This is a genomic window from Variovorax soli NBRC 106424 (assembly GCF_001591385.1).
Classification (GTDB): domain Bacteria; phylum Pseudomonadota; class Gammaproteobacteria; order Burkholderiales; family Burkholderiaceae_C; genus Variovorax; species Variovorax soli.
The window spans coordinates 25,500-41,077 of record NZ_BCUU01000045.1; the positions used below are offsets into that span (position 1 = coordinate 25,500).

The following is a 15,578-nucleotide window of genomic DNA, read 5'->3' on the forward strand; positions in this document are numbered from 1 at the left end:
GCGCGGCATGCTTCTCGGCGCTGTCGCCACCAGCGTGCTCGGCCTGGGAATCGGCCTGGCATCGGGCTCCGCACAGGCCGCACCGGCACGCGGCGGCGCCGCCAACCTGGCCATGATCGGCGAGCCCCAGGGCCTGGACCCGATGACCAGCACCGCCGACCTGGTCGGAACCATCATGCAGCATGTGTACGAGCCGCTCTACACCTTCGACGCCAACTGGAAGGTGGCGCCGATGCTGGCCGAGGGCATGCCCACCGTGAGCAAGGACGGGCTGACGTACACCATCGCCATCCGCAAGGGCGTGAAGCTGCACAGCGGCCGCGACCTGAATGCCGACGACGTGGTGGCCTCGCTGCAGCGCTGGATGGAAGTCTCGCCGCGCGGCAAGGCCGTGGGCAAGGAAGTGGCATCGCTCGCGGCCAAGGGCCCGAACACGGTGGAGCTCAAGCTCAAGCAGCCCTACGCGCCGCTGCTGGCCCAGCTGGCGCTGCCCAGCGGCATGGCGGCCATCATGGCCAAGGAAAGCATTGCGCCGCAGGTCACCCAGTTCATCGGCACCGGCCCCTACAAGTTCAAGGAGCGCCGCCCCGACCAGTTCACCGTGCTGACGCGCTTCGACCAGTACAGCGCGCGCAGCGAGCCGGCCAGCGGCTACGCCGGCAAGCGCGAGGCGCTGCTGGACGAACTGCGCTTCGTGCCCGTGCCCAGCGCCAACACGCGGGTGGAAGGCGTGCTGTCGGGCCAGTTCCAGTACGCGGACCTGCTGCCGGTGGAAGCGGCCGGCCGTGTCGAGAAGGGTGCGCCGGCAGTGGTGCCCATCGTGACGAAGAACTTCGGCTTTCCCTACATCGTGTTCAACACCAAGGAGGGCGTGCTGGCGGCGCAGCCCATGCGCCGTGCGGTGCAGGAGGCGGTGGGTTCGGGCGAGCTGATGGCCGCGGGCTTCGGCGACCAGCGCTTCTTCGTGGTGGAGCCCAACTTCTTCCCCAAGGGCACACCGTACTTCTCGGACGCGGGCAGCAAGTTCTACAACACGCGCGACGCCAAGGGCGCGAAGGAATCGGCGGCCAAGGCGGGCTACGACGGCAAGCCGATCCGCATCATGGCCAGCCGCCAGTACGAGTTCCACTACAACATGGCGCTGGTGATGTCCGAGCAGCTGAAGAAGGCCGGCTTCAAGACCGACCTGCAGGTGGTGGACTGGGCCACGCTGGTGCAGCGCCGCAACGATGCCAAGCTGTGGGACGTGTACTTCACCCACTCGGGCCTGTTCCCCGAGCCGATGCTGAGCCCGCCGCAACTGGGCGACGGCGCGCCGGGCTGGTGGGAGACCGAATCGAAGAAGAAGGTGCTGGCCGCCTTCAACGCCGAGGTCGATCCGGCCAAGCGCAGCCAGCTCTGGGGCCAAGTGCAGCAGACGGTGTACGACGAAGTGCCCTTCATCGAGGTGGGCAAGTTCAACAGCCTGTCGGCCCGCTCGGCCAAGCTGGAGGGCTACACGCCGGCCATCTGGCCCTTCTTCTGGAACACCGGTTTGGCCAAGTAAGCCTCGGCCAGTCTTCGTTCAGGGAGCTATTCAATGCTGCACTTCCTGTTGCGCCGGCTGGCCGGCGCCTTCGTGGTGCTGGCCATCGTCGCGGTGCTGGTGTTCCTGCTCACGCGCCTGGCCTCGGGTGACCCGGTGGCGCTGCTGCTGGGCGACCAGGCCACCGCGGCCGACATTGCCAAGGCGCGCGTGCAGTACGGGCTGGACAAGCCGCTGCCCACGCAGTTCGTGCTGTGGCTGGGCGAGCTGGCGCAGGGCAACCTGGGGCAGTCGCTGTTCCTGCAGCGGCCGGTGTCGCAGGCGCTGCTGGAGCGTGCCGAGCCCACGCTGTTCCTGGCGCTGTTCGCCGTCTTCATCGCGGCGCTCATCGGCATTCCGGCCGGCATGGCCGCGGCCGTGTGGCGCGGCAGCGCGGCCGACCAGGCGGTCAGCGGCGTGGCCATGCTGGGCGCGAGCGTGCCCAGCTTCTGGCTGGGGCTGATCCTGATCCAGTTCTTTGCGGTGAAGCTGGGCTGGTTTCCGGCCTCGGGGTATGGCGACCCGACGGCCAGCTTCGTGGAGCGCATCCACCACCTGCTGCTGCCGGCGCTGGTGCTGGGCCTGCTCAACTCGGCGCTCATCATCCGCTTCACCCGCGCCTCGATGCTCGACATTTTGGGCGAGGACTATGTGCGCACCGCGCGGGCCAAGGGCCTGCCCGAGGGCGTGATCATGGTGAAGCACGTGCTGCGCAACGCGCTGGTGCCCATCGTCACCGTGCTGGGGCTCACGCTGGCGCTGATGATCGGTGGCACCGTGGTCACCGAGACGGTGTTCAACCTGCCCGGCGTCGGCAACCTGGTGGTGCGCGCGGTGCTGCGGCGCGACTACCCGGTGATCCAGGGCACGCTGCTGGTCATTGCGGCCATCTACGTCTTCATCAACCTCGGCGTGGATTTCATCTACACGCTGGTCGACCCGCGCATCCGCCTGGAGTCCAAATGAACAAGGTCCTACGCCGACTCTTCTCCCGCAAGATCGTGCTGGCCTCGGCCCTGGTGCTGCTGCTGGTGCTGGCCGTGGCGGTGTTCTTCCCGATGCTCTCGGATGCCGATCCGGGCGCCATCTCCATCAGCGAGCGGCTCAACGGCCCGTCGATGACGCACCTGGCGGGCACCGACGAACTGGGCCGCGACGTGATGCTGCGCATCGTGTATGGCGCGCGCTACTCGCTGGCCATCGGCTTCGTCACCGCCGCCGGCGCGGTGCTGTGCGGCACCCTGCTGGGCATGCTGGCGGGGTTCTTCCGCCGGCTCGACGCACCGCTGATGCGCCTGGTGGACGCGATGATGTCCTTCCCCGACATCCTGCTGGGCATTGCCCTGGTGTCCATCCTGGGTGTGTCGCTGTGGAACGTGATGCTGGCGCTGGTCATCGTCTACACGCCGCGCGTGGCGCGGGTGGTGCGCGCCACCACGCTGGTGCTGCGCGAGCTGCTGTTCGTGGATGCGGCGCGGGCATTGGGTGTGCGCACGCCGCGCATTTTGCTCAAGCACATCCTGCCCAACCTGATGTCGCCCATCCTGGTGCAGGTGACCTTCATCTTTGCCTACGCGATCCTCGCGGAGGCGGGGCTGTCGTTCCTGGGCGTGGGTGTGCCGCCGGACATTCCCACCTGGGGCACCATGATCGCGGGCAGCCTGGAATATGCCGACAAGGCCTTCTGGACCATCTTCTGCCCGGGCCTGGCCATCGTGCTGACGGCGCTGTCGCTGCAAATGCTGGGCGATGGCGTGCGCGACCTGCTCGACCCCAAGCTCAAGAAGGCGGCCTGACCATGAACGCGAACAACAGCGCAGTGCCGCGTCTCGAAGTACGGGGCCTGTCCACCTCCTTCGCCACCGACGCCGGCCGCATCCAGAGCGTGGCCGACGTGTCCTTCTCCATCCACCCCGGCCAGACGCTGGCGCTGGTGGGCGAGTCGGGTTCGGGCAAGTCGGTCACCAGCCTGTCGCTGATGGGCCTGCATGCCAAGACCTCGCAGGCGCAGGTGCAGGGCGAGGCCCTGTTCGTCAAGCGCGACGGCCAGCGCGTGGACCTGCTCAAGCTCCCCGAGGCCGACAAGCGGGCCTTGCGCGGCAACGAGCTGGGCATGATCTTCCAGGAGCCCATGACCAGCCTGAACCCGGTGCTGACCATCGGCGAGCAGATCGCCGAATCGGTGCGCCTGCACCTGGGGCTGGACCGCAAGGCGGCGCTGGCGCATGCGCAGCGCATGCTGGAGCTGGTGGAGATTCCGGCCGCCAGGCAGCGCGTGCACGAGTACCCGCACCAGCTCTCCGGCGGCATGCGCCAGCGCGTGATGATCGCGCTGGCCATGGCCTGCAACCCCACGCTGCTGATCGCCGACGAGCCCACCACCGCGCTGGACGTGACCATCCAGGCGCAGATCCTCGCGCTCATGGGCCGGCTGCAGAAGGAGACCGGCATGAGCATGCTCTTCGTCACGCACAACCTGGGCGTGGTGGCGCAGTACGCCGATGCGGTGGCGGTGATGTATGCCGGCCGCATCGTCGAATCGGCGCCGGTGCACGAGCTGTTCGCCGCGCCGGCGCATCCGTACACGCGCGGCCTGCTGGCCTGCCTGCCGGGTGTGGCGCGCCAGCACGGCGGGGCCCATGCGGGCGGGCGCCGGCAACTGGTGGCCATTCCGGGCCAGGTGTCGAGCCCGCTGGCACCGCCGCCAGGCTGCGCCTTCGCGCCGCGCTGCCAGTACGCACGCGCGGAATGCAACGCGGCCATGCCCAGCCTGGACAGGGCAGGGGGCGAGCGCATGGTGCGCTGCATCGGATTCACCGAGATCACGAAGGAGGCCGCATGAACGCCGCCGTCATGGAGCGCGATGCGCCGCAACAGGCGCAGCCGCGCGCGCAGAAGAACCTGATCGAGATCAAGGGCCTGCGCAAGTACTTCGGCAAGGGCACGCACCCGGTGCGCGCGGTGGACGACGTCAGCTTCGTCATCCGCCAGGGCGAGACGCTGGGCCTGGTGGGCGAGTCGGGCTCGGGCAAGAGCACCATCGGCCGCCTGCTCACCCGCCTGGTCGACCCCACCGATGGGCAGATGCTCTATTCGCCCGATGGTGACAAGGCGCAGGACCTGGCGACGCTGTCGCAGTCGCAGTTCCGCCCGCTGCGCTCCAAGGTGCAGATCATCTTCCAGGACCCGTACGCGAGCCTGAACCCGCGCATGCGCATCCGCGACGTGCTGGGCGAGGCGCTGGACACGCACGGCCTGGCCAAGGGTGCGGCGCGCATGCCGCGCATCCACGAACTGCTGGCGCAGGTGGGCCTGCGGTCCGAGCATGCGGACCGCTTTCCGCACGAGTTCTCCGGCGGCCAGCGCCAGCGCATCGGCATTGCCCGCGCACTGGCGGTGGAGCCGAAGTTCATCGTGGCCGACGAGCCCCTGTCGGCGCTGGACGTGTCCATCCAGGCGCAGGTGGTGAACCTGCTGGGCGAGCTGAAGGAAAAGCTCAACCTCACGCTGCTCTTCATCTCGCACGACCTGGACGTGGTGGAGTACCTGTGCGACCGCGTGGTGGTGCTGTACCTGGGCCGCGTGATGGAGATCGCGCCGACGCACTCGCTCTACGCCGCGCCCAAGCATCCCTACACTCGCGCCTTGCTGGCCGCCGCGCCCATTCCCGATCCGGCCCAGCGCCGCGTGGTGCCGCTGCTGCAGGGCGACCTTCCCAGCCCCGCCAATCCGCCCTCGGGCTGCGTGTTCCGCACCCGCTGCCCGCGTGCCGAGGCGCGCTGCGCCAGCGCCGACATGCAGCTGCGCGAAGTGCAGCCGGGGCACTGGCATGCCTGCTGGCGCGACGATCTCTGAGAGACTTTGCACATGACCATCACCGACGAACTCATCCTCGACCACCGCAGCAAGAGCTATCCGCTGGGCGCCGCGCCCTGCCGCGCCAGCGACATTGCCAGCCGCGGCTGGAACGTGCTGGCCGATGACCTGCCGTACCCGCTGGCGGCCATCCGCCGCTCGGCCCTGGCGCACAACATTGCCTGGATGCAGGACTTCGCGCAGCGCAAGGGCGTGCTGCTCGCGCCGCACGGCAAGACGACCATGTCGCCCGAGCTGTTCAGGCAGCAGCTGGCCGGCGGCGCCTGGGGCCTGACCTTTGCCACCATCTTCCAGCTGGCGGTGGGCGTGGAAGCGGGCGCGCGCCGCGCCATCATCGCCAACCAGGTGCTGGGCGATGCCGACCTGGACGGCCTGGCGGGCCTGCTGGCGGCGCATGCGGATCTGCGCGTGTGGTTCCTGGTCGATTCGCTGGCCCAGCTTGCAATGATCGAGCAGTGGGCCCGGCGCCGCGGCTTCGCGGGCAAGTTCGATACGCTGATGGAGATCGGCGTGCCCGGGCAGCGCACCGGCGTGCGCACGCAGGGCGAGGCCGTCACGCTGGCCCGCGCCATCGCCAGATCGCCGGCGGCGCAGCTGGGCGGCATCGAATGCTACGAAGGCGGCGTCGCCAAGTGCGACAGCGAGCACGACGCGAAGGAAGTGAGCGCGCTGGTGCACCGCGTGACCGAGGCGGTGCGCGCCTGCGATGCAGAGAACCTGTTCGCGGGCGACACCATCCTGCTCACCGCAGGCGGCTCGGCCGTGTTCGACCTGGTGGTGCCGCTCTTGCGCACCCAGGGCCTGTCGCGCCCGGTGCAGGGCGTGCTGCGCTCGGGCTGCTACGTCACGCATGACCACGGCAACTACAAGCGCTTCCTGCAGCTGGTGGAAAAGCGCGAGGGCCTGGACGAATCGCTGCGCGCGGCGCTGGAAGTGTGGTCCATGGTGCAGTCGGTGCCCGAGCCCGGCCTGGCCTTGCTCACCTGCGGCCGGCGCGACATCTCCTATGACATCGAGCTGCCCATGCCGGTGAAGCATTCGCCTCGCGGTACGCGCGAAGTGACGGGCGTGCCGGCCGACTGGAAGATCAGCGCGCTCAACGACCAGCATGCCTACCTGCGCTTCGACCCCGCCGGCCGCGTGCCGCAGGTCGGCGACCGCGTGGTGCTGGGCATCTCGCATCCGTGCACCACCTTCGACAAGTGGCGCTGGCTGGCCGTCATCGAGGACGACGGCGCGGTGAGCGGCGCCATCAGCACGCGCTTCTAGAAAAAAAGAGCCCATGAACGACGCAGCAAGCAATCTACTGCAGCGCCTTCGCGAGCGCATGGACAGCCTGCCCGCCGCCCAGCGCAGCGTGGTGCAGGCGGTGCTGGACGACCCCGGCGCGGCGGTGGCCGCCACGGTGGAGCAGCTGGCGCAGCAGGCGGGCGTGTCGATGCCGACCATCGTGCGAACCTGCCGCAGCTTCGGCTTCGACTCGGTGCGCGAATTCATGCTGGCGCTGGCGCAGGACCTGGCGGTGCGCGGCTCGTACCTGCACCGCGCGGTGCTGGCCGAGGACACCGCGGGCGACGTCAGCAACAAGATCGTGCATGCGGCCGTTTCGTCGCTCACCGAGCTGGGGCGGCGCCTGGACGTGGAGGTGCTCGACCAGGTGGCCAGCAAGCTGGCCGCCGCGCGCCGCATCGACTGCTATTCGGTGGGGGCGGCCTCCACCTTCATGGCGGGGGAGCTGCAAAGCCGCCTGTTCCGCCTGGGCTGCACGGCCAACGCGATCTTCGACGCGCACCAGCAGCTGGTGTCGGCCAGCACGCTGGGGCCGGAAGGCGTGGCCTTCGTGATCTCGCATGTGGGCCGCATGCCCTACACGCTGGAGGCGGCGCGCTTTGCCCGTTCGCAGGGCGCCACGGTGGTGGCCCTGACGCAGCCGGGCACGCCGCTGGCCGACATTGCCGACCACCTGATCGCGGTGTCGGTTCCGCAGGACGCGGTGATGCGCGTAGGCACCGAGGCCTACCTGGCGCACCTGGTGGTGATCGAGATCCTGATGGTGCGACTGGCGCAGAAGCTCGGGCCCGTGGCCACGCGCGGCCTGGCGCAATTCAAGCAACTGCTGCACAAGCACGGCTTCGACAGCGCCGAATATTCCGGCGCTACCGAAGCCTTGCAGGACGCCGCCGACAACAACGACGAACGCGGCATGCAGCCATCCAACGGAGGAATCGGCCATGGCCGAGGGGAATGAAGCAGCCACCCTGCTCCAGGGTGGCCTGATCGTGGACGGCACCGCTGCACCTGCCAAGGTGGGCGACGTGCTGCTCGTGGGCGAGCGCATCGCGGCCGTGGGCCAGGTGCCGGCGGCGCTGGTCGAGGCGCATCGTCCGCAGGTGATCATCTGCGCAGGCCAGGTGGTGGCGCCCGGCTTCATCGACGTGCACACGCACGACGACGCCGCCGCCATCGAGAAGGCCGACATGCTGCCCAAGCTGTCGCAGGGCGTGACCACGGTGATCGTGGGCAACTGCGGCATTTCGCTGGCGCCGGTGGTCACCGGATCACCGGCTGCGCCGTTGTCGCTGCTGGGCCACTCCCAGTTCCGCCACGGCACCATGCGCGAATACGCCGATGCGGTGGATGCGGCCCGCCCGGGCGTGAACGTGGCGGCGCTGCTGGGCCACACGGCCTTGCGCATGCGGCACCTGGCGGCGCTGGACCGGCCGGCCAACGCCGAGGAGCGCGCCGCAATGGCGGCCGACATGCAGGAGGCGATGGATGCGGGCGCGCTGGGCCTGTCCTCGGGCATCTTCTACCAGGAGGCTTATGCGGCCGACGTGGAGGAACTGGTGGCCGTGGCCTCGGTCGCGGCGAAGAACGGCGGCGTGTATGCCACCCACATCCGCGACGAGCTGGCCGGCATCCTGCCCGCGCTGCAGGAAGCGGCGCTCACCGCGCGCCAGTCCGGCCTGCCGCTGGTGATCTCGCACCACAAGTGCGCCGGGCCCGCCAACTGGGGGCGCACGCGCGAGACCCTGCCGCTCATCGAGCAGCTGGCCGCCGGCCAGGAGATGGCGATGGACGTGTACCCCTACACGGCCGGCTCCACCGTGCTGCGCGAAGACCTGGTGGACGGCGTGATCGACATCCTCATCACCGGCAGCCAGCCGCATCCGGAAATGGGCGGGCGCTACATCAAGGACATCGCGGCCGAGTGGGGCGTGTCGCAGCAGGAAGCGGCGGTGCGCCTCAAGCCCGGCAACGCCTGCTACTTCCAGATGCGCCAGGACGACGTGGACCGCGTCATCACGCACCCGCTGTCGATGATCGGCTCCGACGGCCTGCCGCACGACGAGCGGCCGCACCCGCGCCTGTGGGGCGCCTTTCCGCGCGTGCTGGCCACCTACTGGCGTGAGCGCGGCCTGCTGCCGCTGGAGCAGGCGATCCACAAGATGACCGGCATGTCGGCCACGCGCTTTCGAATTCCGCAGCGCGGCTTTTTGCGCGAGGGCTGCATGGCGGACGTGGTCGTCTTCGACCCGAAGACGGTGCGCGACGCCGCCACCTTCGAGCAGCCGCGGCAGTTCTCCGAAGGCATCGAACGGGTGTGGGTGAACGGGGTGCTGAGCTTTACCGCGGCGGGCCGCTCGACGGGGCAGAGGGCGGGGCGCTTCGTGAGAAGGGCGCAGGCGGCGTAGCGTGCGACGCTTCGGCATCCCGGGTAATTTCTGGATCGGAATCGCCTAGGGTTTTCTCTGCAAGATACCGGTTTCAATCATCATATGATCGGCTCCGCTTCGGGCTGATCGACCTCCGTTTGCATGGAGGCCAGCCCGTCCCGACCTGGTGTTGAAGGAGACGAGCATGGCGCGCCCCGAGGTGCTGGTGGCTGCCCCGCTGATGCCCTACCTGATGGAGGCATTGCGGCGCGACTACACGGTGCATGACCGCATTCATCAAGGCGACCCGGCCGCGCTCGCGGCTGCGGCGCCCGGCATTCGGGCGGTGGTGGCCAATGGCGAGGCCAAGGTGCCGCGCGAGCTCATTGCGCAGCTGCCGGCGCTGGAAGTGATCACCGTGTTCGGCGTGGGCTATGACGGCGTGGACGTGGCGGCGGCGCATGAGCGCGGCGTGCCTGTCACCAACACCCCCGAGGTGCTCAACGACGACGTGGCCGACCTGGCCATGGGCCTGCTTCTTTCCGTGGCGCGCCGCATTCCGCAGGCCGACCGTTTCGTGCGCGAAGGGGCGTGGCCCAAGGGCCCCATCGCGCTGGCACGCAAGGTGAGCGGCGGCAAGCTGGGCGTGGTGGGCATGGGCCGGATCGGCCAGGCGATCGCCCGGCGGGCCGAAGCCTTCGGCATGCACATCAGCTACACGGCGCGCTCGCCGCGCTCCGATGTCAACTACACCTACTACCCGGATGCGGTGGCGCTGGCCACGGCGGTGGACTTCCTCATCGTCATCACGCCCGGCGGCGCCGCCACGCGCGGCCTGATCGATGCGCGGGTGCTGCAGGCGCTGGGCCCGCAGGGTTATCTGGTCAATGTGGCGCGCGGCAGCGTGGTGGACGAGCCGGCGCTCATCCATGCGCTGGAGCAGGGCCACATTGCCGGCGCGGCGCTGGACGTGTTCGCCGCCGAGCCCCACGTGCCCGACAAGCTGCGCGAGATGCCCCAGGTGGTGCTCACGCCGCACATGGCCAGCGGCACGCGCGAAACTCGCGAGGCCATGGCCAACCTGGTGCTCGCCAACCTGGCCGCGCATTTCGCCGGCAAGCCCCTGCCGACGCGGGTGCCTGCCTAGCACCCGGCAAATCCGGCGCGTCCGCGATGCGAAGCAACAAGAACTCCCACGGCCGCACGCTGGATCTGCTGGGAGAGGCCATCGTGGGCGGCCGCTATCCGGCCGGCGGCCCGATGCCGGCCGAGCCCGTGCTGTGCGAACAACTCGGCGTGAGCCGCACCGTGGTGCGCGAGGCGGTGAAGTCGCTGGTGGCCAAGGGCCTGGTGGTGACCGGCCCCAAGGTCGGCACGCGCGTGCTCACGCAGGACAAGTGGAACTGGTTCGACCCCGATGTCATCACCTGGCAGGCCAGCTGTGGCCTGACGCATGAGTTCGTGCGCGACCTGCATGACCTGCGCCGCGCCGTCGAGCCTGCCGCGGCCCGGCTGGCGGCCCGGCGCATCACGCCGCGCCACATCGAGGAGATGGAGGCGGCGTATGCCGGCATGAAGGAAGCCATCGAGAACGGCGGCGACTACGTGACCTTCGACCTGCGCTTTCACCACGCCATCCTGAACGCGGCCGACAACCGCATGATCGTGCAGATGAACAAGGTGCTGCACGCGCTGCTGCGCACCAGCTTCGAAATCTCCACCTCCAAGGCCAACGGACCGGCGCTCTCGCTGCCGCTGCACCGTGCCGTGCTCGATGCGCTGATCGCCCGCGACCCGGCGGCGGCCGAGGCTGCCGTGGCCTTCCTGATCGACAGCGCACGCGAGGACATCGACGAGGTGCTGGGCTCGCGCAGCAGCCTGCCGCGCCTGAGCCGTCCGCCGCCGCACCTCAAAGCCGCACCACGCGCCGCCGCATCGCGCGCCCGCGGCGCAGCGCCAAAAGACATGCATTGACCCCGACCAGCAATCCGACAACACGACAGGAGACACGCATCATGAAGAAACTCAAGGCAGCACTTGCCCCGACCCTGCTGGCCGCGCTCGGCCTGCTGGCGGGCGGCCAGGCGATGGCACAGGAAAAGCTCACCGTGTGGTGGGTCAAGGGCTTCTACAAGGCCGAAGACGACGCGCTCTTCGCCGCCATCAAGAAGTTCGAGGACGCCAACAAGGGCGTGAAGATCGAACTCTCGCAATACCCCGTGCAGGACATGATCCCCAAGACGGTGTCCGCGCTCGATTCGGGCAGCCCGCCGGACGTGGCGTATGCCGACGTGTACGACTTCCAGGTCACGGGCAAGTGGGCCTACGACGGCAAGCTCGAGGACATCAGCAGCGTGCTCAAGCCCATCCTGGGCAACTTCGCGCCCAACACGGTCGAGACCACCTTGCTCTACAACAACCAGACCAAGAGCAAGGCCTACTACGCCTTCCCGATCAAGCAGCAGACCATGCACATCGAGTACTGGAAGGACATGCTCGAGGAGGCCGGCTTCAAGGATTCGGACATTCCCACCGCCTGGAAGGACTACTGGAGCTTCTGGTGCGACAAGGTGCAGCCGGCCAGCCGCAAGGCCAGCGGCAAGCGCAACTTCGCCATCGGCATGCCCATGGGCGTGGATTCGAGCGACTCTTTCTATTCCTTCCTCACCTTCATGGACGCCTACAACGTGAAGCTGGTGGACGACAGCGGCAAGCTGCTGGTGGACGATCCGCAGGTGCGCACCGGCCTCATCGGCGCGCTGACCGACTACACCGCGCCCTATACCAAGGGCTGCACGCCGCCATCTTCGACGAGCTGGAAGGACCCGGACAACAACGTCGCCTTCCACAACAAGACGACCGTGCTCACGCACAACGCCACCATCTCGATCGCGGCCAAGTGGCTGGACGACATGAACAACGCCACGCTCACGCCCGAGCAGCGCGAGGAGGCCAAGAAGAACTACACCGAGCGCATCCGCACGGCGGGCTTTCCCAACAAGCCGGACGGCAGCAAGATGGTCTACCGCACCGCGGTGAAGACGGGCGTGGTGTTCAAGGACGCCAAGAACAAGGAAGCCGCGAAGAAGTTCGTCGCCTTCCTGCTGCAGGAAGAGAACCTCACGCCGTACGTGGAAGGCGCGCTGGGCCGCTGGTTCCCGGTGACCAAGGGCGCACAGCAGCGCGACTTCTGGAAGGCCGATCCGCACCGCCTCTCGGTCTACAACCAGTACGCGGCCGGCACGGTGACCTTCGAGTTCACCAGGAACTACAAGTTCACCGTGCTGAACAACGAGAACGTGTGGGCCAAGGCGATGAACCGCGTGGTCAACGAGAAGGTGCCGGTGGACAAGGCCGTCGATGAAATGATCGCGCGCATCAAGACCGTGGCGGGCGCGCCCAACTGAGCACCTGCGCCTTCTTCAGCAGGGAGGCTTTCCGAGAAAAATCATGACGACATCCGCTGCAATCGAAGCGGTGCCGGGGCGGGCTCGCCCTGGCGCCGCCCGGCGGCCCAGCCGCTGGGAGTTCTGGGGCCGCCTCATGGTGGTGCCCTATCTCCTCGTCTTCCTGGTGTTCGTGCTCTATCCGGTGTGCTATGGCCTCTGGCTGGCGCGCCATCCGCAGAGCTACGTGCACCTGGCGGACGACCCGATCTTCTTCCGCTCGGTGATCAACACGCTGGTGTTCCTCGTCGTGGCCATCAACCTCAAGATGCTCGTGGCGCTGCTGCTGTCGGGCTTCTTCGTGCAGCAGCGCTGGTGGATCCGCATCCTGGCGGCGGTGTTCATCCTGCCGTGGGCGCTGCCGTCCATCCCGACCATTCTTTCGGTACGCTTCATGCTCAACCCGGAGTGGGGCGTGATCAACAGCCTGATCTTCCGCCTGACCGGCGCCGACGGACCCAACTGGCTGAACGACCCGACGCTGGCACTGGGCTTCTCGATGCTGGTGCACATCTGGAAGTCGCTGCCGTTCTGGACGCTGATCCTGGTGGCCGGGCGCCTGGCGATTCCGGCGGAGCAGTACGAGGCTGCCTCGGTGGACGGCGCGAGCAAGCTGCAGAAGTTTCGCTTCATCACCTGGCCGGCCATGCGCACGCTCTACGTCACATCGCTCATCCTGTCGATGATCTGGACGCTGGGCGACTTCAACAGCGTCTACCTGCTCACCGGCGGCGGCCCGGCCGACCTCACGCACGTGCTGGCCACGCTGGGCATCCGCTACCTGCGGCTGGACCAGGTGGACCTGTCGATGGCGTCCATCGTGGTGGCGATGCCGCTGGTGCTCCCGCTGGTGTATTTCATGATGAAGAGGCTCTCCAAATGACCGCGCGCCGCAAGTTCCGCTGGAAGGACGTGGGCACCGAGGCCAGGCTGCTGCTCATCGGCATTCCGGTGCTGGTGTGGACGCTGCTGCCGGTCTACCACATGGTGCTGTTCGCCATCTCGCCGCGCGATTCGGCCACCTCGGGGGCGCTGTGGCCCAAGTCGCCGACGCTGTCCAACTTCTCGGTGGTGTTCGGGGAGAAGCACCACTACCTCAACAACTTCTGGGTGCAGCTGGGCAACTCGGTGTTCATCGCGGTGGCGGTGGGCGCCATCACGCTCTTCGTGGCCACCACCGCGGCCTTTGCCATCAGCCGGCTGCGGGTGCGGGGCGGGCGCACGGTGCTCAACATGGCGCTGTTCACCTACTTCATCCCGGCGGCCTTCCTGGCGGTGCCCATGTACAAGACCATGGGCAACTACGGGCTGCTCAACAGCCAGTGGGCGCTGATCCTGGCCATGGTGACCATCGCGTCGCCCTACTGCATCTGGGTGCTCAAGCAGGCCTCGGACAAGCTGCCCTACGAGCTGGACGAGGCGGCGCGCATGGACGGCGCCTCCCCGCTGCAGCTGTTCCGCCTGGTGTACCTGCCGCTGATGGTGCCCTCGCTCGTGGCCGTGGGCACCTATGCACTGCTGCTGGCGTGGAACGAATACCTCTACGCCTTCCTGCTGCTGTCCAACGACAAGAGCGTGACGCTGGCGGTGGCGCTGGGCAACTTCCTCGCCGCCGACGATTCGCCGTGGGAGCTGCTGATGGCCACCGGCCTGGTCTATGCGCTGCCGCCGGCAGCCATCTACTACACCTTCAAGCGCTACATGGTGGGCGGGCTCACCGCCGGCGCGGTCAAGAGCTGAAGACACACCAAAGAAAGTTCAAGGGCACGACATCACATGGCTTCCGTATCGTTCAGAGAAGTGCAGAAGACCTTCGGCAAGGTGAAGGTGATCCAGGGCATCAGCTTCGACATCGCCGACGGCGAGTTCGTGGTGCTGGTGGGCCCCTCGGGCTGCGGCAAGAGCACCTTGCTGCGCATGCTCGCCGGGCTGGAGGAGATCAGCGGCGGCGAGATCGGCGTGGACGGCAAGGTGGTCAACGACCTCGAATCCAAGGATCGCGACATCGCCATGGTGTTCCAGAGCTACGCGCTCTATCCGCACATGACGGTGGCCGAGAACATGGCTTTCAGCCTGCGCCTGCGCAACGCCGAAAAGGGCATGACGGCCGAGCGCGTGTCCAAGGCGGCGAAGATCCTCAACCTGGACGCGCTGCTCGAACGCTACCCGCGCGAGCTCTCCGGCGGCCAGCGCCAGCGTGTGGCCATGGGCCGCGCCATCGTGCGCGACCCGAAGGTGTTCCTGTTCGACGAACCGCTGTCCAACCTCGACGCCAAGCTGCGCGTGGCCATGCGCGCCGAGATCAAGGCGCTGCACCAGCGCCTGAAGACCACCACCGTGTACGTCACGCACGACCAGATCGAGGCCATGACCATGGCCGACCGCATCGTGGTGATGCACGACGGCATCGTGGAGCAGATCGGCACGCCGCTTCAGCTGTACGACCGGCCCGACAACCTGTTCGTGGCGCAGTTCATCGGCTCGCCGGCCATGAACGTGATGGAGGGCGTGGTGCGGCGCGCGGGCGAGCAGGTGCACGTCGAGGCGCAGGGCGCGTCATGGCCCGTTGCGCCGGGTGTGACTGCGCCGGATGGCACGCCGGTGCACTACGGCATTCGTCCGGGCGACATCTCTCTCTCGGCCCCCGGCCAGGGCGTGCGGGCACGCGTGGTGGTGGTCGAGCCCACCGGCGCCGAGACGGAGTTGCTGGTGCAGGTCGGGCAGGGGCAGCTGGTGGTCACGGTGCATGGCCGGGTCGAGGTGGGGCCGGACGACGAAGTCGGGCTGGTGGTCGATGCCAGGCGCGCGCACCTGTTCGACCGGCAGAGCGGGCGCCGCATGGGCTGAGCCGCCCGGTGGCGCATCAATGAAAAAGGGCGCCCGAGGCGCCCTTTGTTCTGCTCGTGCCGAAGCGCGTGCCCCGACAAGACATTCAGCGACCGCCGAAGCGGCCACCGCCGTAGCCACCGCCGCCGCCCGAACGGCCGCCGCGGTTGCCACCGCCACCGCCACCACGTCGGCCGCGGCCGCCCATGC

At 68.2% G+C, this 15,578-nt stretch carries 14 protein-coding genes; all 14 read left to right on the plus strand.

What is annotated here, in order from left to right:
• Window positions 1–7: 7 nt before the first annotated feature.
• The 14 genes from VSO01S_RS14575 to VSO01S_RS14640 all read left to right on the plus strand — a co-directional run bounded on the left by VSO01S_RS14575 (window position 8) and on the right by VSO01S_RS14640 (window position 15,389).
• Window positions 8–1,546, plus strand: coding sequence for an ABC transporter substrate-binding protein (locus tag VSO01S_RS14575; RefSeq protein ID WP_068643538.1), 1,539 nt, complete (start codon window positions 8–10; stop codon window positions 1,544–1,546).
• Between the two features lie 33 nt (window positions 1,547–1,579).
• Entirely contained in the window at window positions 1,580–2,530 is a 951-nt protein-coding gene (locus VSO01S_RS14580) for an ABC transporter permease (RefSeq protein ID WP_068643539.1), read from the plus strand.
• Window positions 2,527–3,360, plus strand: coding sequence for an ABC transporter permease (locus VSO01S_RS14585; RefSeq protein WP_068643540.1), 834 nt, complete (start codon window positions 2,527–2,529; stop codon window positions 3,358–3,360). The genes VSO01S_RS14580 and VSO01S_RS14585 overlap by 4 nt, the downstream gene beginning before the upstream one ends.
• Before the next feature lie 2 nt (window positions 3,361–3,362).
• The gene (locus VSO01S_RS14590; protein ID WP_068643541.1) at window positions 3,363–4,406 is read left to right on the plus strand and encodes an ABC transporter ATP-binding protein; all 1,044 of its coding nucleotides are present in this window, start codon (window positions 3,363–3,365) and stop codon (window positions 4,404–4,406) included.
• A gap of 11 nt (window positions 4,407–4,417) precedes the next feature.
• Entirely contained in the window at window positions 4,418–5,419 is a 1,002-nt protein-coding gene (locus VSO01S_RS14595) for an ABC transporter ATP-binding protein (protein WP_068643553.1), read from the plus strand.
• A gap of 12 nt (window positions 5,420–5,431) precedes the next feature.
• Entirely contained in the window at window positions 5,432–6,709 is a 1,278-nt protein-coding gene (locus VSO01S_RS14600) for an amino acid deaminase (RefSeq protein ID WP_068643542.1), read from the plus strand.
• Between the two features lie 13 nt (window positions 6,710–6,722).
• A complete protein-coding gene (locus VSO01S_RS14605; RefSeq protein WP_084241882.1) occupies window positions 6,723–7,688 on the plus strand; it encodes a MurR/RpiR family transcriptional regulator in 966 nt (321 codons plus the stop codon).
• Complete coding sequence (locus tag VSO01S_RS14610; protein ID WP_068643543.1) at window positions 7,672–9,135, plus strand: N-acyl-D-amino-acid deacylase family protein; 1,464 nt, start codon at window positions 7,672–7,674, stop codon at window positions 9,133–9,135. The genes VSO01S_RS14605 and VSO01S_RS14610 overlap by 17 nt, the downstream gene beginning before the upstream one ends.
• 166 nt (window positions 9,136–9,301) lie before the next feature.
• The gene (locus VSO01S_RS14615; protein WP_068643544.1) at window positions 9,302–10,243 is read left to right on the plus strand and encodes a 2-hydroxyacid dehydrogenase; all 942 of its coding nucleotides are present in this window, start codon (window positions 9,302–9,304) and stop codon (window positions 10,241–10,243) included.
• Window positions 10,244–10,269: 26 nt separating this feature from the next.
• Complete coding sequence (locus VSO01S_RS14620; RefSeq protein ID WP_068643545.1) at window positions 10,270–11,070, plus strand: FadR/GntR family transcriptional regulator; 801 nt, start codon at window positions 10,270–10,272, stop codon at window positions 11,068–11,070.
• 41 nt (window positions 11,071–11,111) lie between these two features.
• Window positions 11,112–12,503: an ABC transporter substrate-binding protein gene (locus VSO01S_RS14625; RefSeq protein ID WP_068643546.1), complete on the plus strand. Its 1,392-nt coding sequence runs from the start codon at window positions 11,112–11,114 to the stop codon at window positions 12,501–12,503.
• A 43-nt stretch (window positions 12,504–12,546) separates the two neighbouring features.
• Window positions 12,547–13,425 carry a carbohydrate ABC transporter permease gene (locus tag VSO01S_RS14630; protein WP_068643547.1) on the plus strand — a complete coding sequence of 293 codons (879 nt, stop codon included), beginning with the start codon at window positions 12,547–12,549 and terminating at the stop codon, window positions 13,423–13,425.
• Entirely contained in the window at window positions 13,422–14,282 is an 861-nt protein-coding gene (locus VSO01S_RS14635; protein ID WP_068643548.1) for a carbohydrate ABC transporter permease, read from the plus strand. The genes VSO01S_RS14630 and VSO01S_RS14635 overlap by 4 nt, the downstream gene beginning before the upstream one ends.
• A 36-nt stretch (window positions 14,283–14,318) precedes the next feature.
• Entirely contained in the window at window positions 14,319–15,389 is a 1,071-nt protein-coding gene (locus tag VSO01S_RS14640) for an ABC transporter ATP-binding protein (RefSeq protein WP_068643549.1), read from the plus strand.
• The last annotated feature ends 189 nt before the right edge of the window (window positions 15,390–15,578 follow it).